The organism is Devosia sp. 1566 (genome assembly GCF_004005995.1).
GTDB lineage: Bacteria > Pseudomonadota > Alphaproteobacteria > Rhizobiales > Devosiaceae > Devosia.
In genome coordinates this window covers 73003-95646 of record NZ_CP034767.1, presented here as the reverse complement: position 1 = coordinate 95646, position 22644 = coordinate 73003, and the positions used below count along the sequence as shown (strand labels likewise).

Below are 22644 nucleotides of genomic sequence, written 5' to 3'. Positions count from 1 at the left end.
AAGCCCATTGATTGAACGGCCCCCTCATTCTTAGGACCAGTCATGGAGCCTTTCGAACTCAAACGCCTTGGCCGGTCAGACCTCATGCTGCCCAGGCTGGGGTTCGGTGCAGCCGGGCTGGGCAGTACTGAAGTGTCGGAGACCCAAGCGTCCTCTACAGTTGAAACGGCCTGGGAGACCGGGGTTCGCTTCTACGATACCTCGCCGTGGTATGGACGCGGGCTGAGCGAACGCCGGATTGGGACGGTGCTGGCGAGCAAGCCGCGCGACGAGCTGATCCTGTCGACCAAGGTCGGTCGCATCTTCGTCGCGCCCGCCAATATCCGCGCCTTCCGGAGCTCGGATCGGTTTGCCCCAACTGCTCTGCCGTTCGATTATTACCACGACTACTCCTATGAGGGCGTCATGCGGTCCTATGAGGATAGCCTCCAGCGCCTGGGCATGAACCGGGTCGACATGCTGATCATCCACGATCTCGATCGCACCAGCTTTGGCACCGATGCCCTGGTGCAGGCCCACCTTGCCCAACTCGCCACCGGGGGCATCAGAGCGCTCAAGGAGCTGAAGCAAGCTGGGCGAGTTCAAGCGATTGGAGCGGGGGTCAACCGGATCGGCACCATCCCCTTGTTCCTCGAATGCCTTGAGCTCGACTTTTTTCTTGTCGCGCTTCCTTACACCTTGGCAGAGCAGCCTGCACTCGATCGGGAATTCCCCCTGTGCGAGGAAAAAGCGGTCGGTATCATTGTCGGCGCCCCGCTTGCATCAGGCATTCTGGCCACGGGCCCTGTCCCTGGAGCTCGATACAACTATCACGAGCCGACCTCCGAGGAGAGCGAGCGAGTACGCCGGATGGAAGAGGTTTGCCGGGATCACGAGATTTCTCTAGCCGCCGCAGCGTTGCAATTCCCCCTGCACCATCCGCTTGTGGCTTCAGTTATTCCGGGGGGAATAGAACCCGCCCACCCCTTTCGGAACCACAGCGATATGTTGCGGGACATACCTGTTGCCTTCTGGGCTGAATTGAAAGCGCGCGGTCTTCTGCGAGCTGATGCTCCTGTTCCCTCGAGATGAGGTGAAGAAATCCGGGATGCCGCCGCTGATCCGAATGGTTGACTTGAAACGCTGCCGCCGCCCGGACCTGTCAAAAAGCGACCCTTCGGACACCAACCTCGGGCCGACAAGGATCGATCCTACAGGTCCTGCGTTGCCCTCCAACCAGTGCATCGAGGAAGCCATGACCAGCAAGATCACCGTCCTCGTCGTGGAGGATGAAGCCCTGCTCCGAATGAACACTGTCGAGGAGCTGACGGATCAAGGGCTTGAGGTGGTAGAAGCGGCAAACGCCAGGGAAGCCATTGCCATTTTCCAATCCGGCAAGCGCTTTGAATGCCTGTTTACCGATGTCGACATGCCCGGTGATGTGGATGGTCTGGAGCTGGCGACAATGGTCAAGGACGCCTGGCCGCCGATCGAGGTCATAGTGACATCCGGGCACCGCAACGTAACGCATGACGACCTGCCGCCTCGCGGGGTTTTCGTAGGCAAGCCATATAGCTTGGACACGGTCGGAGACTTGATCCGTCGTCTCACTGCCGCGAGTGAGCAGTTTCACGCATAGCCGCCAAGCTTGTTGCCTCTGCGGCTGGCGCAGCATTCCCGCAATTGCCAGTATCGCCAAAAAGAACGATAGGCGCGCCAAGACGGCTGGACGAACAACACCGCGGTTGTTCCACTTTGTCTCATTGCAGACTACTAAGATGGTGAACCCTGCCGAGTCATCGCTTTCAGTATCCGCAAAGTTGCGCAGGCTTTGACGCGTCGGGCCCATCCACGCAGTCGTGAGGAGCTGCCATGTTCAAGGGCATCAACGTTGTCTCCATCACAGTGCCCGACCTTGACCTTGCGCGCGATTTCTACCGGGACATATTTGGGCTCGGTGAGCCCGTTTATGATCTTCCCGAGATCGCCTGGGTTGAATTTTCGACTGGCGGGAGCGGCGGAAACCTTGCGATCACCTTGCCCGAGACTGGTGAATTCCTTGCTTCGCATCACACCACCTTGGTCCTGAACGTCGAGAACTGTGCTGAAGCGGTCTCAGCGCTCCGGGCCAGAGGCGTCGAATGCGGAGACCCGGTTCCCGTACCGGGCATGGTCACCTATGCCCATGTCTTTGATCCCTTCGGCAACCGACTGCAGATCGTGTCGGATCTGCCAGCGTAGGGCTCAGTCCCTCATCAGTGCGGTCAATGCGATTAGAACAAAAGGAACGAGCATGGCGTGGATACTGCGAGGAACGTTCCTGTTGTTGTTGCTGCTGCTGTCGTCTCAACGCGCGCAGGCACAACATTGCGCATCGCAGCAATTTGCAGGCAACGGATACCTTGTTTGCACCGTGGACCCGGCGAGCGATGATTTGCGCCTGTACTGGCGGTCCCCAGATGGGCGTCCCTTCCGGCATTTTCGCGAACTCGCTGACGCCGTGGAAAGTCAAGGCGAGAAGCTGGGTTTCGCGATGAACGCAGGGATGTACTTGCCCGATTTCACCCCCTCAGGGCTTTACGTTGAAGACGGTAGGGAATTGCGGCCGCTAAACACCAACTCCGTCAACGCGGAACCTGGCCGAGTGCCCAATTTCTACAAGAAGCCGAACGGAGTATTTTTCCTCAGCGAGGAAGGCGCGGGCGTTCTAACCACCGAAGCCTTCCAAGCAGGGCGCCCCCCTGCCCGCTTCGCCACCCAGTCCGGCCCCATGCTGGTGATCGAGGGCGAGATCCATCCGCTCCTGATCCCCGGCTCTTCCGATCGAACCCGCCGAAGCGGCATCGGTGTGTGCGAAGAGGGCGAAGTGCGCCTCGCCATCAGCGCCGGCAATGTCAACTTCCATGACTTTGCCGAACTGTTCCGGGATCATCTTCAGTGTCCCAATGCGCTCTTCCTTGATGGGGGGCGGGGCACGGGCATCTACGATCCAGCATTGGGTCGGCGAGACTACTCATGGCATGGTGGCTTTGGACCGATGTTTGGTCTGGTGAAATAGCAGCTCCCGAAGCGTTATTGATGAGATCGCCCGGCCGCAGGGCGGCCCCAGGAAGAGAACAGGTCGAGCCAGACCTTGCGGAACACGGTGTCGATCTCGGCCTGCGGCTGGACCTGAACTCAGCAACATCATCGGCAATGCCGGCGTCGATCAGCTTCCCTGCTCTAGCGACTGTGAACAACAGTGTGTTGAGTTGGGCCATCGGCAAGCGCATCATCGTTCCCGCTAAGGTCGAGCACGAAGTGAGGAGGTTGCGATGCAAAAGAATGTGCGCGCTCCGTCAGCGAGCAAGGATCAGGCCACGGCTCCAAAGAAGCGGGAAGGCGGCGGATTGTTGGCCGGCCTCGCCGTAATCGCGTGGGCACTGGTGTCAGCAGTATCGGCAGAAATCTAAGGCGAGTACGGGACGAGGAGCGGCTCCCTGGCTCCCTTCTTGTAAATAGAAAACGCTCGGCGTTGGTGCCGCTGCAGAAATGACGACCAGGCTGCAGCCTGGAGAGCGTTGGCGACTAGAACCGCTAGGCACTACCCAGTCCAGGATTGAGCAAGGTGAGGAGGTCAGGAGACCTCCTCACCTTGCAATTTGCCTATTGGGCGGCGAGAAAGTCGGCGACGTCCAGGAGGATGTACTCATTGTCATCGGCGCGGCCGGCTTCACGACCGGTGGAGCCGGGATAGTTGTTATCGTTGGCGACGATGATGGTGGTGGAATCGACCAAGTCGACGTCTTCGATGGTCACGAATGGGAACGTGAAGACCCCGTCCTTGCTGCCGCGCGGGGCAATGCCATCGGGATCCTGAATGGCCATCAGGTCGATATAGGCGATCTTTTCAAGCACGCCGTTCTCGTCTGCACGGGCGAGATCAACCAGATAGATGCGCTTAAAGGCGGCGGCCTTTTCGCGACCATCGTCACCTTCATTATTGTCACGCTCAATGATCAGGCCACGGGTGCCCTCAAATAGGTTGAAGTCTCCGATGGCGTGGCCGGCATCATCGAGCGGATAGCGGCGAACCGTATCGCTCCACGATGCGCCAGCGGCATCAAATTCCAGCATGCGAATAACCGGCTGCCCGTCTACGGTCTCCAGCGACCCCGCCTCTTCATCGTAGAACTGCTTTTCGAGCAGTGGATACAGCGTTTTCCCGTCCATTGACTGCGCCATGCCTTCGTAGCCACCGGAGCGGCCGGTGTTGATACCGGTGACAGTCGCGCCCGCCGCAGGCTGCGAGGTAAACTGGTTGTCCGGAGACCTGTAGTCGATGCCGCCAGGATTGGTCTTGATGACCTGCAACACGACGCCCTCGCCGTCAACTTCGATCAACCAAGGGCCGAACTCGTCGCCGATCCAGTAGTTTTCGCCCACAGGCTGGATCGACTCAGGGTCGAAGTCAGCCCCGGTAAGATACCGGCTGTCGCTATGTTCGGTGACGATCGGGAACGGCACGACCCGATTGGGGTCCTTGAGGAAGATCGTTTCCTCGATACCAACCTTGCCGGCGGTCCAGTCCATTTTGAGGATGTTGAACATCAGCATCGCGTCGGCGGAGTTGGCCTTGTTGCCAAAGCCATTATCCGTCAGAAACAGGAAGCGGTCATTGCCGAGCGAACGCACGCCGCTCATGCCCTGGAGGGGCTGACCCGGAAAAGGCATAGCAATACCCGAAGCCGGATTGTCCCAGCCGTAAGGCGTCTCGACCCGCGTGCCAGAGGTAAAACGGCCCGAAAGCTGAAGGCCGGGAGGCGCGTCGGCCGGGACCGGGAGGAATGTCTGGGCGGGCAATTGCGCATGAGCCTTGAGCACAGCGTCGAACTTTGCCGGACCTTCGGCGCCGTCCTGAGCCAGGGCGAGAGCGGAAAGGCAACTGAGGCTGACGCCAAGCGCGAGAGCTTTAAGCATTGTATTCTCCAGGAGAAACTGACGCTTCTTCCTAGTCACCTCGCATGTCGCAACCATCACAACGGCATGAAAGCCCTGTCATAAACCACGCGAGCCGCTGCCGCTGTATGCTGGGTTCGAGTGATGCAATTGGGCACGCGGCAGGGCTGCTCTCAAGATTGGCGGCAGCCTGAGCCGCCGAATTCGCCTCATATGCGGGATCGGCCCGACCGTCGTTTAAACGGCAGCTGTTCCCGTCTGTGGTGGGGCACACGTCCGACGCATGATGCAATGATCTCGTCGGCTAGCTCCCCATTCCTGAGCCTGGCATGGGCAGAGCGCGCGCACGCGCGATGCTCATTGAGCAACAGTGGGCCCGCTTACCGAGGCAGGCGGGCCCAAATCGGTGTTGAGCTAGCTCTGGTTAAGCGGCCTGCTGGTTCGCGGAGCTTTCTGCAAGTTCAGTGAGCAACTGGTCTGCGTTCTTTTCTTCGTTGAGGGTCTGCTCCAGCAAGTCCGCCGCATCCTTCAGTCCCAGCTGCTGCGCCCATGACTTCAGCATGCCATAACGAGCAATCTCATAGTGCTCCATTGCCTGAGCACTCCCGATAAGAACGGCATCCGAGGCTTCACTGTCCTTGAAGTCCTCCAGATGCTCTTCCATTTCGGCCATCAAACCTTGGATAGCCTCGCAGGTCTTGCCTCGCGCCGCCTTTCCGAAGATTTCGAACACCTGCTGAAGGCGCTCGACTTGTTCCGCGCTTTCTTCGCCATGCTTTTCCAGGGCTTGCTTGAGCTCGGGGTGCTTGGCGGCTTTCGCGGCCTTCTTGAGTGCCCGCACCGAGGTGCGCTCGGCGAAGTAAACATCCTTGAGAGCTTCGTAGAAAGCGTCGCTGAGTGTCTTTTCCGTTGCCATTTTCATGTCCCAGATTGAATCGATAGGGGTGTTGGTCAACTGGACAGGTGCGGAAACGTTGCCTGGGCTTGCACTTAGATCAAGCGGATAATGGCTGCAGCGCTGCCACGCCCCGGGCTGATGCTCTCCGGCGCTGGCGTAGACCAGATTGTAAGCACACGCGTCAACGCGTGCATGCCGGAGGTGGACACGCAGGCCCTGCACTGCTCGCCTGCCGTGGAATAGCTACCCAAGTTGGCTCCGCTCCGAATTGCCAGGCTGCTCGAGCCCTAGGTTCGACCGGGGCATGATAACCAAACACATCTTAGTGGAGCAGCGTCCGGAGAGACGCCTACAATATACGGCTAAACGCACTGTGTCGTTCGTTGATTAATCGTCGATGGCGAATGATATATATTAAAGCACTACTTCGGTATTGTTTTGGCAGCGCACTTCCTGTCATGATCATGACAGTCCGGTTATCGATTTGTCAGGCTACACACGGAGCGACAATTAATTAATACACGCAACCGCTGGCGAGTTTGCTTCGTTCTTCCGTCATGCCTGGATAAAACCAGGCTTCGTCCTTCTTGGTCAGGCCGATCCTTATTCGCAAGCGAGCACTCTCATGGTCACCGCATTTATGATCCTTTGCTGTTTGTCCCTTGGCTGCCTTGCTGCGGCAGGGCTCATCATCAGCGCCCAATTGGGGCAAGCGCCCGCAGCTGACGTAGCGGCCAATCAAAACCAGAACGCCTACACTCCAGACGAAGCAGTCGCGGCCGCTTAAGGTCCTGCGCGGCGTCGAGCTAGCGAAAGCGGCATTCGTAGTGTGACGCAAAGCCCACCTGCATCGGCGCGGCCGAACTGCATTGAGCCGCCATTCAGGTCCAGAATCTGTGCAGCCATGGCAAGGCCGAGGCCAGTTCCTGGCCGGCTCTCGTCCAGTCGGCGGCCCCGAATGCCAAGCTGGGCAATCTGCTCGGGGGGTATGCCCGGGCCATCATCGCCAATTTCGAGCACCGCGAAACCACCATCCCTTCGGCTGTGCACCGAAACCCTGCTATGGGCCCACTTCGCCGCGTTCTCGAGGGTAATGCCAACCAGCTCCAGCAGATCCTGGCGGTGCATGTCGACGTCACAATCATCGCCCAGTTGCGCCACCCAGTGCAGATGTTCGCCGTGGCCGGTTTTCTTGAGCACTGTCATTGTGCGGATCACCGCGGTGTTCAGGGACGCGCTGGCGACATGGGCGGCGGTTCGCACGCGCAGGGAGGCGAGCCGCAATTGATAATCCATGCGTTCGGCCATTTCCTCCGTCAGGCTTTCGATCATGTCCGCGTCGGCGGGATTACCCCTGTTGCGAAGCCGTTCGGCCACTCCGGTAAGGGCTGCAAGGGGGGTTTTCAGTCCGTGCGCGAGGTCGGAAGCCCGCGAGCGGGCCTTTTCTGTAGCGGCATCGCGCGTGGCGAGGAGTTCATTGACTTCATCGATCAGCGGCTCAAGCTCGCTGGGATAGGGCCCTTCCAGCCGCTCCACCTCGCCCCGGCGGATCGCCTCCACTCCGCGGCGCACTGACTGAACCGGGGCGAGGCCCAGCTTGATATGGACCCAGGCCGCCAGCACGATAATGGCGCCCAGCATGGCCAGCACTTTGGCTGCGTCCCAGGCGAATTCCACTTTGGCGGCATCAAGGGCGGAGCGGTCCGCCCCAATCGTGACTAGGAAGGGTCGCTCACCGGTCGAAGTCTCCAGCTCCAGTCTGCGGGTCAGCAGGATTAGCGGCTGCTGTTCTGGGCCTTCGGCATAATGCAGTAGCTCGCCACCAGTGGCGACCGGCGGTGTGGGCAGTACGAAGTCCCAAAGGGACTTGGACCGGGTGACCCCGCCATTGTCGAGCGCCTCGATCTGCCAATATCGGCCGCTAAATGGGGTTGAGTAAAGCGGGTCCGGCAGGGGCGTGCCAATTGCGGGCGTCGCCACTTCCGGCACGATTTCTGCCGCCAGCCGGTTCAATGCTGCCGCCATTTCGGCGCGCGCGGTGCGCTCGATATTGAGAGTAAAGAGGAATTGCAGAGCCAGCGCTGCGCCCAGAAGGGACAGAACCACCCAGATCAGGGCCAATCCCATCATGCGCAGGCGAAGTGATCTGGGTCTCACCCCTCGTCACCGAGCACATAGCCGAAGCCACGCCTGGTCTTGATCACATTGGGGCCCAAACGCTTGCGTACGCGCCCGACAAGAACTTCGATGGCATTGGAGTCCCGCTCGAAATCCTGGTTATAGATGTGCTCGGTGATCTCGAGTTGCGACACAACCCGTCCGCGCTGGTGCACGAGGTAGGCAACCAGCTTGAATTCCTGCGGCGTCAGATCAACGGGAGTGCCATCATTGGTGACCTGCATGGTGCGCGTGTCGAGCAGATATTGCCCAAAGGAAATGCGCGAGGAGGCAAGGCCCGCGGACCTTCGGACGAGGGAGCGGATCCGGGCGATGATCTCCATCATGTGGAAGGGCTTGACCACGTAGTCATCAGCTCCCGCCTCGATGCCGTCAACTCGTTCTTCCCACTGGCCCCGCGCCGTCAGGATCAGTACCGGCGTCAGGCGCCCGGCGTTGCGCCAGCGCTTGAGTATTGTCAACCCATCCATTTGCGGCAAGCCGAGATCAAGAATGATGGCGTCGAACGCCTCGGAGTCCCCGCGGAACCAGGCCGATTCACCATCGCTTTCGCGCTCTACGGCAAAGCCGGCGCGGCTCAACGCCGCAACGAGCGTCTCGGCGATCCGATCGTCATCTTCGGCAATCAGCACCCGCATCAGCGGCCCCTCACGGGTCGGCCCGAATTGGCGTAGTAATATTGAACGCTGACGCGGCCAGCCGGCGTCAGTACCTTGATGCCGTATAGCAGGAAGCCGTCCACGGTTAGCAACTCAGCGTCGATAACCTCGCCGCCAGTATTGGCCCTCACATCGGGGAGCAAGCTTTCGAGTGGAACTGCTTTGCCGGAGCGCACTGCTTCTAGAGCTGATCGTTCCGGGCTTTCCCCAACCGGCTCTTCCCTGGATCGCGACTGACCCGGCGCTCCAGCGTTGGCGCGCCCGTTGCTGCCAGTCCCTCCTCCCCCATGGCCCGAATTGTTGCCAGGCCCAGCGTTTTCGTCGCCCGGATTGGACCGACCTGCTTCCCCGGCACTACCCGAATTGCCATTGCCGTTCCCATTGCCGCCGCCATTATTGCCGCCGCCGTTATTACCGCCGCCATTATTGCCGTTGCCGTCCCGGTCACCAGCATTTCCGTTTCCGTTCCCTCCACTGGAGTTCCCGCCATTCCCGCTGTCGCTGCCCCGGCTTTCCCCTCCACTATTCCCATTCCCATTTCCATTGCCTTGCGCCCAGCTTGGCTGGCCAAGCAGGGCGAAAAGAGCAAGCGCAGCAATGAGGGTGCGAGTTGGCATAACGAAATTGTACCCCTTGTTGCCTGACAAACGCCTGACAAAGCCTATCACCGATGGGTCACTGCAGGTGGGTTATGGTGGTGGCGTTGACTTCCAAGGTCCCATGCCTTCTTGGATTGCCCACTCTTGGAGCGTCGGCTAGAAAACGGCGCCAGAAGTATCCCCCCGCACTTCTGGTGCCGTTTTACCGACCAATCAGCTGACCATTGGCAGGTCGCGGATCCGCCTCAGCGAGGCGTGCCGGGTTCATCGCGGGAAGACACTTACGTCTCAACGCGCTCGCGGGTCGGCCCTGTTCTTAAGTTGGAAAGCAAAGCCGCAGGCAAGTTCGGAGCGGGCCTCGGGTAGCGGGAAAGCCGCATGGTCTCGCCTGCCGCATCTGAAATTCGCGGGACCAGGAACCGCGCGGCCCCTGGGTTTTCAACCCGCATAGGCAGTAGCGCTTGAGCCGCTTACCCGCAGTCTGCGACGGCCCCGAGCAGTTCAACACACCACCAGAGGTGAAAAGAGAGGCAGCGCAGTCGAGAGGAAGCCGGCCGGTTATCTGAACCAGCCGGCGCGTGATCAGCGAACGACGTAGACGATCTGCCGGGTGGCGGGGTCAACCAGAACGGGCTGGCCGTTGATGTAGACGTACTGGTATTCCGTGTATTCAGGGATAGCCTGCAGGGTCACCGTCTCAGGAACACCGGCGCCGATCACGACCTCCCCATCCAGATAAACTGACTCCTGGGGGTTGGAGGTGATGTAGGTGCGAGCGACTTCCGGCGGATCGATCACTGCACCGGCGGTGGCGCCGCTTGCCGCACCGACAACACCACCAATGGCCGCGCCGATAGGGCCGCCGATAAGGGCGCCAACGATAGCACCGCTGGTTGCACCAGCTGCCGCGCCGCCGGGAGCAGCACCTTCATCCTCATAGGTGACGGTCGCAAGGCCCACATCGGAGTAACGCTCCGTCAGCACCACAGCTTCGCCCGAAAGATCGGCCGTAAGATAATCCGAATAGGACCAGCCAGTGGCACCATCATAGCTGACCTGGCACCACTTGCTGCCCTGCAGACAACCACCCACCGTCGCGCTCTCCCCAGCGGCAATGAAGCCTACTGACGCATATTGCGGCCCGGGACCGGAGCGGATGGTGAGATCCGTTGCAGCTGTGGCTGTGGTCGTGGCTGTTGATGTCGGGCTCTGCGCCGAAGCGATGCCAGCAAAGGCGGTGGTCGCCAGAGTGGCAGCGGTCATGAAAGTGAGGAGCTTGTTCATTGTGGTTCTCTTGTTTGCACAACCCAACCCTTGCACAGCCCGATCGTTCCACTAAGTGCTTGAAAGATTTCTGAAAATCTCTCCGGTTGCGTGTAAGGGTATTGTCATCCAACCAGCGCCACCAGTGCGGCTGAAGGTGCCACGCGGGCCAGCGACCGGCCCCCATTCTGCGGCTACCTGCGGCGCACATCGGCTTGAGCTTCCGATTGCTTAGCTTGAGGCGAAGCAATTACGCTAAAATTTCTATCCACGGTCGAGCAATTCTGCCGGACACAAACACTACCCCTGTTCACCCGCTTTGAAGCCATTCATTGACCGGCCGCAGCTGGCCAATCACATCTGGACGGCAAGGAACAATCCATCAGGTACCATGAGCGGGGTCGCAAGTGGAGGGATGACGCCATGGAAAAAGCCCTGCGGGCGACCTCGCTGCTGCCCCTGATCGATCGCAATCTGTCCCGAGCAGGTCTTGTGGTTGGGGTGATCCTGTTCTGCTTGTCGCTAACCCCTTCGCTGCTGCCCAGAACACCCCCAATTCAAGGCCTGCTTTCGGGCACCACCTTTGCCTTCGGCTATGCCATTGGCGCGACGCTGCAGTGGCTGTGGGACTATATCGAGCTCGGCCGCCCTTTTGGCGCCTATACGCGCCTTGTCAGCTTCCTTGTCGCCGTGCTTTGCGCCGCATTGGTCCTTTACAGCCTGGTGCAGATCGTGCCCTGGCAAAACTCGGTGCGCGCAGCCATGGGCGAGCCACCCGTGCATCGCGGCCACCCGTTTCAGGTGGTGCTGGTAGCGCTGCTGCCCGCCGTTGTGCTGGTTACCCTGGGCACCCTCCTTGTCCACAGTGTCCAGGCCGTGGCGCGGCGGATGAAGCGCTATGTGCCACGTCGGGTGGCGCTCCTCTTGGGTATCACCTTTGTAAGCGTGGTCACCGCCGTGCTGTTCAATGGCGTGCTGCTGCGCTTTGCCCTCGCTTCGGCGGACCGCTTCTTTGAGCAGCTTGACCAGGTCGCGGGCCAGTTTGGCGAGCCACCCGCCAATACGCTCCAGTCAGGCAGCGCCGCTTCGCTCGTGGCCTGGAACACGATCGGGCGGGATGGCCGGGTTTATGTGCAGTCGGGCCCCAGCCAGTCTGCTATCGCCGCCATGATCGGGCGGCCTGCCGAACAGCCACTGCGTGTCTATGTCGGCCTGCGCTCGGCTGCGACCCTTGAAGAGCGCGCCCGCCTCGCATTGGAGGAAATGCTTCGAGTGGGTGCGTTCGACCGGTCCGTGCTCGTTGTCATCATGCCGGTCGGCACGGGCTGGGTGGATCCGCCCAGCATTGATAGCCTGGAATATCTAATGGCGGGGGACGTCGCCAGCGTTGCGCTGCAATATTCCTATCTCACCAGCCCGCTTTCCCTGGTGGTTCAACCTGAATACGGCACAGAGGCGGCCCAGGCCCTGTTTTCCATCGTTTATCAATACTGGACCAAGCTACCCCGCGATACTCGGCCAAGGCTTTATCTCAACGGCCTCAGCCTTGGGGCCAATAGCTCCCAGGCCTCGGCGCAGATCCTTGACCTGTTTGCCGACCCCTATAATGGTGCACTTTGGGCAGGCCCGCCTTTCACCAGTTCCATCTGGGGCTATGCCACCGCCAATCGCGATCCCGGCTCCCCCGAATGGCGGCCCCGCTTTGGTAATGCATCGACGGTCCGCTTTGCCAATCGCGGCGCAGAATTGGGCGACCCTGGCACCCCTTGGGGACCGCTGCGGATCGCCTTTCTGCAATATCCAAGCGACCCCATCGTCTTTTTCGAATGGTCGAGCTATCGCACCGAACCGGCCTGGATGATCGGCCAGCGCGGCCCGGGGGTGTCCTCGGCCCTGACCTGGTATCCCCTGGTCACCTGGCTGCAACTGGGCATGGATATGGCTCTCGCCCAGACCTCCCCGATCGGCTATGGCCACAACTACGCCATCGATGATTACATCGATGCCTGGCGCGCCCTCGTCGACCCGCGCGGCTGGAACGATGCCAGCATTGCCGAGCTCAAGGAACGCATGGCCTCCTATCCGGCAGGCAAGCCATGAGCACGGGCGTGGAAAAGAATTCTGCCCGCCCTTTGGCGGCACAGCGCTGGCTCTGGAGCCTCCTTGCTGGCCTCGCCTTTGCTGTAACCGCCTTGCTCGCGAGCGCCTCCGCCCAGTTGCGGATTAACCCGGCAGCCTTGGGCAATAGCGGCGAAATCACCGTCGCCAATATTCTCCTCGGTGTCTTCCTTTGTGGCTCCGTAGTCTGGTGGCTGCTTGTTATTTGGCGGAGCCAGGTCAGCTTGGTCAGGGGCGCTGTCGCGGGCGTGCTGGTGGCCTGCTTCTCCTATCCTGCCGTGCTGTTGCTGGCCGAGTTCCTCCATTCGGACGCGCGCCTGGCCGCAGACCTTGCGTCCCTGCTGCGCCAACTCGGCTATGTTCTGGTTCAGTCCGCATTCGGCTTGGTCACCACCGGCTTTGCTTCTACCATCGCGCTGGCACTGACAGGCATGCTGATGGCCTTCCTGCAGCGCCGCTTTGCCGCTGACCTCGCGCGGCCGTCGCGCGCAGGGAAGCGTGAAGTGGGCCTGTTGCAGCGGATGTTTCGAGGCCTGGTCTTCTGCGCCGCCTTCGCAGTGGTCTCACTGGTTGCCGTGTTTGTCGGGTTGACCGTCCTGCCCACCCCTCAGCTCGCCGCAAGCACGCCCCCTCGCCCGGCTGAAAGCTATGCGCAGGCCCTGGCCGGCTTTGCCGTCATCCAGGCGCAGGAAGCCACTCTGCCGCTGCGGCCGGAATGCCGCTCGCAGTTGCAAACGCATGGGGACAAGGTCGCGGGGGTCGTGATCTATTTCCACGGCTTGACCAGTTGCCCGGCCCAAGGCGACGAACTGGCTTCCCGGCTCTTTGGCCTTGGCTATAACGTCCTCGTACCCCGCCTGCCGGGACATGGCGAAGCCGATCCGCTCACCTTGGCATTGGCCAGTGTCACCGCCGAAGACTTCGTCGATACAGCCGAGTTGCCATTGCTCTCGCGCAGGGTCTGGGCGACGAGGTGATCATCACCGGCCTTTCGGCAGGGGGAACGATCACCACCTTCGAGACACAGAACGACAGCACCCTGGCGGGTGCGATCTCGGTGGCGCCCTTTCTTGGGCCGGCCTTCTTGCCGCCTTGGGCGACGCAGGCCGCAACGAACCTGCTCCTCCTCTTGCCCAATATGATGCTCTGGTGGAACCCCGAAACGCCCTATAGCTCCCCCCGCATGCCCTATGTTTATCCACGCTTTGCTACCCGCGCCGTGGCCGAATTGATGCGCCTGGGGCGGATCACTGCCGCCCAGGCGGGATGGGAAGCACCCGCTGCGCAGGGCATCGGTTTTCTCCTCAACGAGGCAGATCACTCGGTCAATAACGCACAGGCCCGGCAGCTGGTGGCGCAGTGGCGCGAGGATGGACGAACAGTGGACTTGCGATTCCTGCCCCAGGCGGACGGCTTGCCCCATGATGTGATCGACCCCCGCGAACCGCATGGCGCGGTGAGCATTGTCTACCCAATCCTGCTCGACATGATCGCGGTCGATAGCAAATGAGCTTGGGCGCGGGCACCATAGCAGCACTGTTCAGGATGGGCCCCGCCTTGCCTGCCTGCATCGGGAGGGGAGCCAATTGATGCCAACAGACGCTCCTCAACGCCGCACCGCTTGGTACCTCCCCTGGACCCTTGCCGCCGGACTGCTTTTCGCCCTTTTAGCCTTGGGGCTGGCGCCCTTGCTCGGGCTCAACATGGGGGGAGCCGTTCCCAACAGTGCGGGGAGCGTGCCCTGGCCGGTGCTGTTTGCCGGGGTGTTCCTTTGCGGCTGGTTGGTTTGGTGGCTATTGATGCCTAGTTGGACGAGGGTTTCCCCGCTCGCCGGCGCTGCAGCGGGCATTCTGGCGGCAACCCTGTCCTATCCGGTCGTTCTCGGCTTCAACCAAATGGCGGTGTCCGACACTCCGGCCACCGGCGGCATCCAGTGGGTGGTTTGGGTTGCGGGGCTTGGCCTGATGACCACGGGCTTTGCCGCCGCGATGGCGCTGGGGCTGGCGGGCGGAATTTTGGCCTGGGCGCTGATTGCCTTCATCAGGCCGCACGACGCGGCGCGAAATCGCCCGTCACGGCCTGTCAGGACGCTTTCCCGGCGTCTTCGTCGGGCAGCCCGGGTCGGCGCCCTGATCCTTGCTGTCGGCCTGACCGGCTCCTTTGTCATTCTCTCCCTGACCCCTGTGCCGGTGCAGGGATTAAGCGCAAGGCCATCACCCACCGCGCCGGCGCAAAGCTATGAAGAGGCATTCGCGGCCTTTTACGCGGTGCGGGGGGCGGAAGGCGAACTGGCGCTTCATAAGCGCTGCTCCTCCCAACTCCTCACCCATGGCCGCAAGACCACCATTGCCGTGGTCTTTTTCCATGGCCTTACCAGTTGCCCCGCCCAGGGCGAGGCGCTGGCGCGCTCGGTCTTTGCATTGGGCTACAATGTGTATCTGCCCCGCATGTTCGGCCATGGCGAGGCCGATCCCGACACCGTTTCCCTGGCCGCTCTCACCGCCGAGCACCTGGTGGATCTGGCTAATAGCTCAACCGATCTGGCGCAGGGGCTGGGTGATAACGTGGTGGTTGTCGGTCTATCCGCCGGAGGTACGATCGTCACCTGGGCGGCACAGCACCGATCCGACATTCGCCTGGCCGTCCCGGTATCGCCCTTTCTTGGCCCCTATATCGTGCCGCCCTGGGCCAACACGGCGGCGACCAACCTGCTCCTGTTGTTGCCCAACATGATGTTCTGGATCAATCCGCTGGCGCCGGTGACCGCCCCACAGACCGACTATGTGTTCCCTCGTCCATCGACCCACACCTTGGCCCAGGTGATGCGGCTGGGCGAGGCGGTGATGCATGATGCCGCGCGGGAGCCACCCGCAGTCGCGCGCATCTCGGTGGTGCTCAACGAGGCCGATGTTGCCGTCAACAACCAGTTGACCGACCAATTGGTCAATCTGTGGCGCGCGCGGGACCCGGACGTCTCAACCGAACGGCTGGAGTTCTCCAACCACCTGCCGCACGACCTGATTAATCCGCAGGAGATCTTTGGCAATACCGACCTCATTTATTCTTTGCTCGCGGACATGATCCAAGAGGCGCAAGAATGAATGAGCGCGAGTGGTCCGGGCGGGCGACGTAACCTAGGAACTGACCAGTTTGCCCGAAATTGGCCGACTGCCCATCCCGACGTCCAGCCAATACGTATCTGGCGGGCCAAGTAACCCGCAGGGTTGAGAGCCAGGGTCGGCATCCCGGTGGACGACAGATTTGATTTCGGCCATTCGCCTTCCTGAAGCTCCGGCCCAAACCTGTCCACCTGGCGCCCCCGCCAGCTACCTGACCTTGCCCATATCGGGCAGGAACACCGTCAGCAAGCCGGCGAGTGGCAGGAAGGAGCAGAGCCCGAAGACGTGCTGGATGCTGGTGAAATCCGCGACGGCACCCAGTGCCGCCGCAGCGATCCCGCCAGCGCCGAACGCGAAGCCAAAAAAGATGCCCGCGATCAACCCAACGCGGCCCGGCATCAACTCCTGCGCAAAGACCACAATGGCGGAAAAGGCCGAGGAAAACACCAGCCCGATGATGATGGTGAGGATCACGGTCCAGGTCATGTCGGCATAGGGCAGCGCAAGCGTGAACGGCAGCACCCCCAGGATTGAAAACCAGATTACGAACTTGGCCCCGAACCGGTCCCCGATCGGTCCGCCGAGGAATACGCCGACAGCCGAAGCACCGAGATAAACGAACAGCAGCAACTGCGCGTCCTGCACCCCGACCTGGAATTTGTCGATGAGAAAGAAGGTGTAATAGCTCGATAGGCTGGCGGTGTAGGCATTCTTGGTCAGGGTCAGAACCGTCAGCACGGTCAGCGCAATCATGGTGGTGCGGTGATCGAACATCAACGACTTGCTTGCGGGCGCCTTGCCAGCATTGCTGCGCTGGTGCTCGGCATACCAATTGCCCACCCGCCACAAAATGAATATACCCACCAGGGCGCCGGCAGCGAACAGGCTGATGCTCCACTGCCCGCGCGGCAGCACGATGAAAGCGGCCAGCAATGGCCCGATGGCCGAGCCGGCATTGCCACCAACCTGGAACATCGATTGGGCCAAACCATGCCGGCCGCCTGAAGCCAGGCGGGCGACTCGGCTGGATTCAGGATGAAAGATCGCCGAGCCTAGTCCCACGAATGCGGCACCGATCAGCAACAACCAGTATGTCTGTGCCATGCCGAGGATGATCAGACCCAATAGGCTCGCCGCCATCCCGACGGGCAGGGAATAGGGCAACGGGCGTTTGTCGGTATACATGCCGATTGCCGGCTGCAGCAGCGACGCTACGCATTGAAAGGTCAGCGTCAGCGACCCGATCTGGATGTAGTCCAGTTGATAGTTGACCTTGAGCAATGGATAGATCGCCGAGAGCATGGACTGCATGACATCGTTGATGAGGTGGCAAACACTTACCGCAATGATGATGGGCAGCGTGGTCTTGCCGGCGAGATGGGTCACTGACGAGCTGGCGGTGAGATTCACTTTGGAAGGTCCGGGCGGCGGGAGGATGCTCTCTTCCTCGTAACATGTTAGCCCGTGACTGTCCTTGCCTGTGTTCAGTCAGGGCCTTTCGAGCTGCTGCTGAAAGCAGCATCACGAATGAGCGCTGGCAATATCCCCCCTGCTGGCATCAACTTCGGCAACAAAAGCCAGCATCGCCTGGGCCAACCGCTCCGGCGCTTCAAGAGCCGGGTAGTGCCCTACTCCATCGAGAAGAACTGATCGCACGGTGCCCGCACTGACCTTGGCCATGGTCGTGGCGGTGAACTCGCCACCACCCGCGCCCACCGCGAGCACGGGCATTGTCAAAGCCTTATCTTGGGCAATGGCACGAATATCTGCGCCTTCGCGCAGCATGGATCGGTAGAGTTTGGCGGCACCTTCCCAGGCGCCCGGACGGGAATAGCTGCGGGCGAATTCGGCAAGGTCGGCGTCCGACACGGCCTCGGCGGCAGCGGACATCGAGCTGAACATGAACCGGAGGAATGCCTCTTCTCGCCCAGCCAGCAACAGCTGGGGGATTTTCGGAGCGGCCAGCACGCCGATATGCCAGGAGCCAGGGTGAAGGGTAACATCAGCAAGCGCCTCAAGGCCAAATCCAGCCAAGCCCATTTCAATGCCGGTGAAACTCGCGACTTGCTCCGGATAGGTCGCAGCAAGCCGGAAAACGCCGGCGCCAGCAATGTCTTGCCCGCTCAGATGCACGGGGCCAACATCGAGGTGAGCCACCAGCCGGTGTAGATCCTCGGCCACCGCTCTGCTGTCGTAATCCTGCATCGCCCCGCGGGAGCCGCCAAAACCGCGCAGGTCGACGGCAAAGACCCGATGATGCTCGGCGAGGAGAGGCAAGAGCTTGTGGAACGCCCACCAGGTTTCCGGAAAACCGTGAACCAGCAGGATTGGCGATCCCGCCGTACCTGCTGACACATAATGGATGTCGGTGCCGTCAGATCTCACCAGTTGGTGGCTGAATGCGGCATTGGTTGAGCTCACGGGAGAAAAGTCCATGTCGACCTCTGGTAGACAACCTTGTTGTCTTTCCTCGCCAACATAGACAACCGAGTTGTCGTTGTCTAGGGTTCGGCAACCTGGTTGTCATCGTCCGCGCCTACTTGTAGGTTCCGGCTATGGCACGGACCGGCGCTGATCTTGCACTTCTGCTTCTTGGCGGCTTTCGCTTCCTGGCCGATGCGGCCACTGCGGAACTGGCGCGACGCGGCTACGAGGATGTGCGTCCGGCCCATGACTTTGCCATGCGCGCCATTGCGGCTGGCGCTTCCAACGCTTCAGATCTGGGCCGCCGACTAGGGGTGAGCAAGCAGGCAGCGGCAAAGACCATTGCCCTGCTGGAGGAGCGCGGCTATCTCACCCGGGCCGACGATCCTGCGGACGCGCGGCGCAAACTCGTGCAAGTCACCCCAGCGGGATACGGCGTGATGCGTGAAGGCGAGGCGATCTTTGAAGAACTGCGCGCAAGATGGGCAAGCCAGATCGGCGCCGATGAACTGTCGAGGCTGGAAGGCAGCCTCGTTGCCCTTCTGGGCCCCCAACCGATCGATCTCGCTGCCCCGGGGCAGATTGTCTCTGACATCGGCGAAGCTTGACCAGAGAAGCTGCCGGCCGCTAAGCGGCGCTTGATTCAGCAAAATGGGGCGCCTCTGAAGCGCCCCACAATCTTGAGACTGCTTCGGAAAATCAGAACGGGCTGTCGGGGAAGTAGAACTGCTCGGCATTATCCTGGGTCACGAGCGGCGCGCTCAGGATATATTGCCCCTGCACCGGCGCGTTGGACATGAAATTGGCGACGGTCACGTCCATGGCGGTGGCGATCATCGCGGGTGGATAAAGCACATCAACCGGGATCAACTCGTCCCCATCCATGATGCCCTTGATCACGTCCTTCATCCCGGCGCCGCCGACGATGAACATATCGCCCTCACGGCCCGCCTGGCGCACGGCTTCCACCACGCCCATGGCGATGTCGTCGTCCTGCGCCCAGACGCCATCGATATCGGGGAAGCGCGACAGGAAGTCCTGCATCACTTCAAAGCCGTCATCGCGGTTCCAGTTGGCGAACTGGTTGTCGAGCACAGTGATGCCCGAGCCTTCGATACCAGCCATGAAGGCGTCGAACCGTTCGGTATCGATCACGGTCGGGATGCCGCGCAGGATGACGATGTTGTCGCCCTCGCCCAGCCGGGTCTTGAAATATTCGGCCGAAGTGGCGCCCAGCTCGGTGTTGTTGCCGGCGACATAAACGTCCTGGATGGTTTCGTCGGGCAGGCCACGATCGACCACGGTGATGAAGGCACCCGCTTCCTTGGCCTGGCGCACCGGCTCGACCAGCGGATCGGATTCAAAGGGCAGCACGACAAGGGCGTCGATCTGCTGCACCGAGGTCATGTCCTCGATATCGCCGGCCTGATCGGCGGGGCTGTCGGCGGTCACGATGGTGATGTCGAGATTGGGATACAGCGCTTCGAGGCGCTTTTCGGCTTCATTGGCATGGTAGTTGAGCCCGCCGGTCCAGCCATGGGTGGCCGCCGGAATGGAAACGCCGATCTTGACCTGGTCCTGGGCGAGCGATGGGGCCGCCAGAGCCGTGGTCGCGGCCAGAGCCAGGGTCAATGCCTTGATAGACATGGGTAGTCCTCCCTTGTGTGGCGCGTTGTGCGCCGGTTTTGCCCCGCCCTGTTGGGCTGGGAAATTTCGCTATTCGGCCTTTTTGCGGATGGCGCGCTTGAAGCTGCCGCGCTGCAGGTAGACGGCCGCCACGATGATCACCCCCTGCACGGCCCCGTTGAGGTAGTTGGAGATGATATCGGTGAGGTTGAGGATATTGCCGATGGCCGTGAGGATCAGCGCGCCGATCACCGTGCCCCCGATGCGCCCGTAGCCGCCCTTGAGCATGGTGCCGCCGATGATCACGGCCGCAATGGCCTCGAGCTCCCACAAGACGCCGGTGGCGGAGGAGGCCGAGCCGAGGCGGGGCACATAGATGATGGTGGCGAGCGATACGCAAAGGCCCTGCAGCACATAGGTCCAGGTGCGCACGCGATCGACCTTGATGGCGGAATAGCGCGCCACCTGCTCGTTGGAGCCGATGGCCATGCAATAGCGGCCAAATGCCGTGCGGTTCATCAGGATCCAGCCGACCACCGCGACGATAATGAACACCCAGACCGGGTAGGGTATGCGCAGGAAGCTGTCGTAATAAACCGGCCGGTAGATTTCGCGCGCGCCGCTATTGAGCGAGAGGGTGCCGCCATCGGCGAAATAGGTCACGAGCGAGCGGTAGATGCCCATCGTGCCCAGGGTGACGATGAAGGCTTCGATCTTGGCCTTGGTGGTTAAAAAGCCGTTGATGAAACCGGCCCCCAGCCCGAGAATCAGCGAGCAACCCACCCCCAGCAGCACGGTCCAGATTGAGGCGCCCATGCTGTCGACGGCCGAGTTCATGATGATGATCATCATGCCGGCGATAAAGGCGGCCATGGAGCCCACGGACAGATCGATGCCGCCGGCCGTGATCACAAAGGTCGCGCCCACCGCGATGATGCCGATAAAGGCGGAGCGGGTCAGCAGATTGGTGACATTGCCCTCGCCCAGAAACAGCGGGTTGAGGCTATAGCCGAGAATGATCAGCAGGATCAGCGCCAGCAGCGGCCCCAGGATCTTGAGATCGATTTTGAAGCTTTTGGCCGGCTTGCTTGTGGTTTCAGGCACTGACACGCTCATTTTCCACCCCCAGCTTGATGCCGGCCGCGTAACGCATGATCTCGGCCTCGGTGATCTCAGCGCCTTCCAGCACCCCGGCCATGCGCCCGTTGCGCATGACGACGACACGGTGCGAAAGGCCGATGACTTCCTGCATTTCCGAGGAGATGACGATGATCGCCTTGCCCTCGGCGGCCAGCGCCGCGATGATGTGATAGATTTGCTGTTTGGTGCCCACATCGATACCGCGCGTGGGCTCATCCATGATGATGATGTCGGGTTCGCTTTCCATGGTCTTGCCCAGCATCAGCTTTTGCTGATTGCCGCCCGACAGCTTGCCCACCGGCACCGACGGATCGCGCGCGCGCACATCAAAGCGCCGCACCGCGCGCTCGAGCGCCTGCGCTTCGCTGCGCCCGTCGAGAAAGCCGTGGCGCAGGTGCTTCTTGAGCGTGAGCAATGTGAGATTGGGCTGCAGGCCGGCATTGAGCAGCAGCCCCCGCCCCTTGCGGTCCTTGGTCATATAGGCCAGCCGGGCATCGAGCGAGCTCGCGAGATCCGGGAAATCGGCGGGAGCGCCATGCACCTCTAGGGTGCCGGCAGTTTTGCGCGTGAGCCCGACAATGGCTTCCGCCACCGCGGTGCGGCCCGAACCGATCAGCCCGGCAAAGCCGAGGATTTCCCCGCGCCGCAGCTCGAAGGAGATGCCCGAGACCCCGGGCGCGGCGAGATCGCGCACGGAAAGCACGACTTCGCCATCCACATCAGGCTCGTGCTTGGGCGGATAAAGATTGGAGAGTTCGCGCCCCACCATCATCTGGGCGATGGAATCGGGCGTCAGGTTCTCGGTACCGACCGTCGCGATCAGCTGCCCGTCGCGCAGCACCGTTACCCGGTCGGCGAGCTCCATGATTTCTTCGAGCTTGTGGGAGATGAAGATCACCGCCACGCCCTTGGCGGTGAGGCGGCGGATCTGCTCGAAAAAGGTCTGGGTTTCGCCAACCGACAGCACGGCGGTCGGCTCGTCCATGATGATGACGCGCGCATCGCGGCTGATCGCCTTGGCGATTTCCACCATCTGCTTGTCGGCGACGGAGAGCGTGTTGATGCGCGCATCGGGGTCGATATGGACATGGAGCGTGTCGAGGATGGCCCGGGTCTGCTCGCGCATCTGCTTGAGCTGCAAGAATGGGCCGCGGCGCAATTCGCGCCCGAGGAAAATGGAGTCGGCGACGCTCAAATGTTCGGCCAGCAGCAATTCCTGGTGGATCACCACGATGCCCATGGCCGCCGCCTGCCCATCGGGTGGCAAGACCACGGTTTGCCCCTGATAGGTGATGGTGCCCGAGGTCGGCTGCTCGATACCGGAGAGGATCTTGATCAGCGTCGACTTGCCCGCGCCATTCTCGCCGATAATGGCGTGAACCTCGCCGGGCCTGATGTCGAAATCGATGCTGAACAGCACCGGAATATCGCCAAAGGACTTGGAAATGCGGTGGGCCGACAAGATCGGGGACGCATTTGCGTCTTGCGCATCGATCATGCTGCCGCCCTCCCCCAAGCATGGCGCACTTACTGTGCGGCTCTCTGCTTGAGTGCCGGTGTAAAGGTTTTCAGGATTGATGTAAAGGTTTACACAGGTGCATAACTGCTATGGGGGAGTGGTAGAGCGTGCCGCCTGGGTCGACCTCTGCTAAGGGGCACAGGCGCACTGATTGATCGCGCAAATGACACTTGTCTGGGCGTAA

The 22644-nt window shown here is 61.2% G+C and carries 20 protein-coding genes; 10 read left to right on the top strand and 10 right to left on the bottom strand.

All coding sequences use genetic code 11. The annotated features are described in order from the left end of the window. Positions 1–84: 84 nt before the first annotated feature. The 4 genes from ELX51_RS00400 to ELX51_RS00385 all read left to right on the top strand — a co-directional run bounded on the left by ELX51_RS00400 (position 85) and on the right by ELX51_RS00385 (position 3037). On the top strand, positions 85–1071 hold the full coding sequence (locus ELX51_RS00400) for an aldo/keto reductase (RefSeq protein WP_248305204.1): 987 nt from the start codon (positions 85–87) through the stop codon (positions 1069–1071). A gap of 163 nt (positions 1072–1234) precedes the next feature. Next, positions 1235–1618 (top strand): response regulator, encoded by a 384-nt coding sequence (locus ELX51_RS00395; protein ID WP_127751653.1) that lies wholly within the window; start codon positions 1235–1237, stop codon positions 1616–1618. Positions 1619–1851: 233 nt separating this feature from the next. After that, the gene (locus ELX51_RS00390) at positions 1852–2220 is read left to right on the top strand and encodes a VOC family protein (RefSeq protein ID WP_127751652.1); all 369 of its coding nucleotides are present in this window, start codon (positions 1852–1854) and stop codon (positions 2218–2220) included. A 52-nt stretch (positions 2221–2272) separates the two neighbouring features. Beyond that, positions 2273–3037, top strand: a complete 765-nt coding sequence (locus tag ELX51_RS00385) for a phosphodiester glycosidase family protein (protein WP_127751651.1) — start codon at positions 2273–2275, stop codon at positions 3035–3037. A 587-nt stretch (positions 3038–3624) separates the two neighbouring features. On the opposite strand, the gene ELX51_RS00380 is transcribed toward ELX51_RS00385, so the two are convergent. The 4 genes from ELX51_RS00380 to ELX51_RS00365 all read right to left on the bottom strand — a co-directional run bounded on the left by ELX51_RS00380 (position 3625) and on the right by ELX51_RS00365 (position 8631). Next, positions 3625–4938: an esterase-like activity of phytase family protein gene (locus ELX51_RS00380; RefSeq protein ID WP_127751650.1), complete on the bottom strand. Its 1314-nt coding sequence runs from the start codon at positions 4936–4938 to the stop codon at positions 3625–3627. A gap of 403 nt (positions 4939–5341) precedes the next feature. Next, positions 5342–5833 carry a DUF892 family protein gene (locus ELX51_RS00375; RefSeq protein ID WP_127751649.1) on the bottom strand — a complete coding sequence of 164 codons (492 nt, stop codon included), beginning with the start codon at positions 5831–5833 and terminating at the stop codon, positions 5342–5344. 765 nt (positions 5834–6598) lie between these two features. Continuing rightward, entirely contained in the window at positions 6599–7972 is a 1374-nt protein-coding gene (locus tag ELX51_RS00370; RefSeq protein WP_127751648.1) for a HAMP domain-containing sensor histidine kinase, read from the bottom strand. After that, the gene (locus tag ELX51_RS00365; RefSeq protein WP_127751647.1) at positions 7969–8631 is read right to left on the bottom strand and encodes a response regulator transcription factor; all 663 of its coding nucleotides are present in this window, start codon (positions 8629–8631) and stop codon (positions 7969–7971) included. The genes ELX51_RS00370 and ELX51_RS00365 overlap by 4 nt, the downstream gene beginning before the upstream one ends. Positions 8632–8939: 308 nt before the next feature. Between ELX51_RS00365 and ELX51_RS19845 the strand changes: the two genes are divergently transcribed. Continuing rightward, positions 8940–9296, top strand: a complete 357-nt coding sequence (locus ELX51_RS19845; protein ID WP_164854681.1) for a hypothetical protein — start codon at positions 8940–8942, stop codon at positions 9294–9296. Positions 9297–9833: 537 nt separating this feature from the next. Here the strand turns inward: ELX51_RS19845 and ELX51_RS00355 are convergent. After that, positions 9834–10535 (bottom strand): DUF1236 domain-containing protein, encoded by a 702-nt coding sequence (locus tag ELX51_RS00355; RefSeq protein ID WP_248305203.1) that lies wholly within the window; start codon positions 10533–10535, stop codon positions 9834–9836. Positions 10536–10937: 402 nt separating this feature from the next. Here ELX51_RS00355 and ELX51_RS00350 point away from each other — a divergent pair, with 402 nt between their 5' ends. The 4 genes from ELX51_RS00350 (at position 10938) to ELX51_RS00335 (ending at position 15733) form a co-directional block, all read left to right on the top strand. Further along, positions 10938–12614: an alpha/beta-hydrolase family protein gene (locus ELX51_RS00350; protein ID WP_127751646.1), complete on the top strand. Its 1677-nt coding sequence runs from the start codon at positions 10938–10940 to the stop codon at positions 12612–12614. After that, positions 12611–13609, top strand: coding sequence for a hypothetical protein (locus ELX51_RS00345; RefSeq protein ID WP_127751645.1), 999 nt, complete (start codon positions 12611–12613; stop codon positions 13607–13609). The genes ELX51_RS00350 and ELX51_RS00345 overlap by 4 nt, the downstream gene beginning before the upstream one ends. After that, on the top strand, positions 13606–14142 hold the full coding sequence (locus tag ELX51_RS00340; RefSeq protein ID WP_127751644.1) for a hypothetical protein: 537 nt from the start codon (positions 13606–13608) through the stop codon (positions 14140–14142). The genes ELX51_RS00345 and ELX51_RS00340 overlap by 4 nt, the downstream gene beginning before the upstream one ends. A gap of 79 nt (positions 14143–14221) precedes the next feature. Then, entirely contained in the window at positions 14222–15733 is a 1512-nt protein-coding gene (locus tag ELX51_RS00335) for an alpha/beta fold hydrolase (RefSeq protein WP_127751643.1), read from the top strand. A gap of 225 nt (positions 15734–15958) precedes the next feature. Here ELX51_RS00335 and ELX51_RS00330 read toward each other — a convergent pair whose 3' ends face one another. Further along, complete coding sequence (locus ELX51_RS00330; RefSeq protein ID WP_127751642.1) at positions 15959–17161, bottom strand: MFS transporter; 1203 nt, start codon at positions 17159–17161, stop codon at positions 15959–15961. A 111-nt stretch (positions 17162–17272) separates the two neighbouring features. Beyond that, positions 17273–18187 carry an alpha/beta hydrolase gene (locus ELX51_RS00325; protein WP_127751641.1) on the bottom strand — a complete coding sequence of 305 codons (915 nt, stop codon included), beginning with the start codon at positions 18185–18187 and terminating at the stop codon, positions 17273–17275. A gap of 119 nt (positions 18188–18306) precedes the next feature. On the opposite strand from ELX51_RS00325, the gene ELX51_RS00320 reads away from it, so the two are divergent. Beyond that, the gene (locus ELX51_RS00320) at positions 18307–18783 is read left to right on the top strand and encodes a MarR family transcriptional regulator (RefSeq protein ID WP_127751640.1); all 477 of its coding nucleotides are present in this window, start codon (positions 18307–18309) and stop codon (positions 18781–18783) included. Between the two features lie 91 nt (positions 18784–18874). On the opposite strand, the gene ELX51_RS00315 is transcribed toward ELX51_RS00320, so the two are convergent. The 3 genes from ELX51_RS00315 to ELX51_RS00305 form a co-directional block, all read right to left on the bottom strand. Then, a complete protein-coding gene (locus ELX51_RS00315; protein WP_127751639.1) occupies positions 18875–19822 on the bottom strand; it encodes a substrate-binding domain-containing protein in 948 nt (315 codons plus the stop codon). Positions 19823–19891: 69 nt separating this feature from the next. Continuing rightward, positions 19892–20917, bottom strand: coding sequence for an ABC transporter permease (locus tag ELX51_RS00310; protein WP_127751638.1), 1026 nt, complete (start codon positions 20915–20917; stop codon positions 19892–19894). Further along, entirely contained in the window at positions 20898–22439 is a 1542-nt protein-coding gene (locus ELX51_RS00305; protein ID WP_127751637.1) for a sugar ABC transporter ATP-binding protein, read from the bottom strand. Before ELX51_RS00305 ends, ELX51_RS00310 begins: the two co-directional genes overlap by 20 nt. Positions 22440–22644: the final 205 nt, after the last annotated feature.